Below are 1524 nucleotides of genomic sequence, written 5' to 3'. Positions count from 1 at the left end.
ACCTCGCACGGCACATGACGCAAGGTTTCAAGTAACTGCTCGCCATTGCTCGCCTCCCCCACCACCAGCAAATCCTTGGCCAGGCCAATCAATTGCTTGATGCCTTCGCGGACGATGGTGTGGTCTTCGGCTACCAGTACACGGATCACATTCTTCTCCATTCTTCTTATGTCAGAGCCAAGATCATTCGCGAGCAGGCTCGCTCCCACATTGGAATTAGGTCAGTACACAGATTTCTGATTCACCCCAATCACTGTGGGAGCGAGCCTGCTCGCGAAGACGTCAGCAAAGACACCACAAAAACCATCAGGCTGCATCCAGCGGCACCCGCACACTCAGCGTGGTGCCCTCCCCCAACTCACTCTCAAGCGACAACTGCCCACCCATTATCAACACCCGCTCACGCATGCCCACCACCCCAAAGGAGGTCGGCCTACCCGTCGAGGCAACAAATCCTACGCCATCATCACTGACGGTCAGACACAACTCGTCGCCTTCCAGCGCCAGCGTGAGTTCAACAGTATGCGCCTGGGCATGGCGCATGACATTGGTCAGCGCTTCCTGAAGGATCCGGAACAAGCCGATGGCCTTGGCATCGCTGAGCACCGGCAGATTGTCCGGCACCTGCACCAGACACGGAATCTGCGTGCGCGCCTCGAAACGCCGGGCCTGCCATTCGATAGCGGAAGCAATCCCGGCATCGAGAATCGGTGGTCGCAGCGCCGTGGCCACGTCGCGCACCAGTTGGAACAGCTGAGCGATCAAGCGCTTCATGCTGTTCAAGCGTTCGTTCAGCCCGGGGTCGAGTTGGGCGTAGGCTAATTCGCACATGGATGTTTCCAGTTTGAGCACGGTCAGCATCTGCCCCAGTTCGTCATGAACTTCCCTGGCGATGCGCGCCTTTTCTTCTTCGCGCACGCTCTCCAGGTGGGCAGACAACTCGCGCAGCTGTTCGCGGGAACTGGCGAGTTCCAGCTCAATACGCTTGCTCTCACTGATGTCCCAGACGATACCGTCCCAGACGTAAGCCCCGTCGTCGAGCCGACGGGTGATGGCTTTGATCTCGGCCCAGCGCTGTTCGCCCGAACGGGTCAAGATCCGTCCTTGCCACGACCAGTCGCTGTCAGTGTCCAGCGCATGGTCCTGAGTCTGGTGATAACTGGCCTTGTCGTCCGGGTGTACCAGACTGCGCAGGCCTTTGTCGCGACGGGCCAGCGTGGCCGGCGAGTACCCCACCAGACTTTCACTGCCTTCACTGATGTAGGCGAAGTCGATCTGCCCTGTCACCGGCGCGCGTTCCAGACGAAAGACCAACCCAGGAACATTGGCGGCGATCCCCTGCAACCGCGCCTCGCTTTCCTGCAACGCGGCCAGTGCGCGGCGGCGTTCGGTCACGTCGTTGAGGTAAACCACCAGGTATTCGCCGTCGCGAAACCGCAGGAAACTCAATGAAACATCCGTCGGTAAAATGCTGCCATCGGCCCGCACGCAGTTGGTTTCGAAACTTTGTGGTCCATCCTCACT

General features: G+C 59.3%; 2 protein-coding genes. Both read right to left on the bottom strand.

Annotated elements, in window-relative coordinates; all coding sequences use genetic code 11:
• On the bottom strand, positions 1 to 161 hold a 161-nt coding region (locus tag AC1DRJ_RS27290; protein ID WP_477804885.1), incomplete at its 3' end, for a response regulator.
• A gap of 145 nt (positions 162 to 306) precedes the next feature.
• Positions 307 to 1524: PAS domain-containing sensor histidine kinase (locus tag AC1DRJ_RS27285; RefSeq protein WP_477804884.1), on the bottom strand; the 1218-nt coding region annotated here is incomplete at its 5' end.

It is taken from the genome of Pseudomonas sp. P5_B2 (assembly GCF_056400445.1).
Note: the sequence above shows the minus strand (reverse complement) of the source record. Positions and strands in the feature narration are given on the sequence as shown.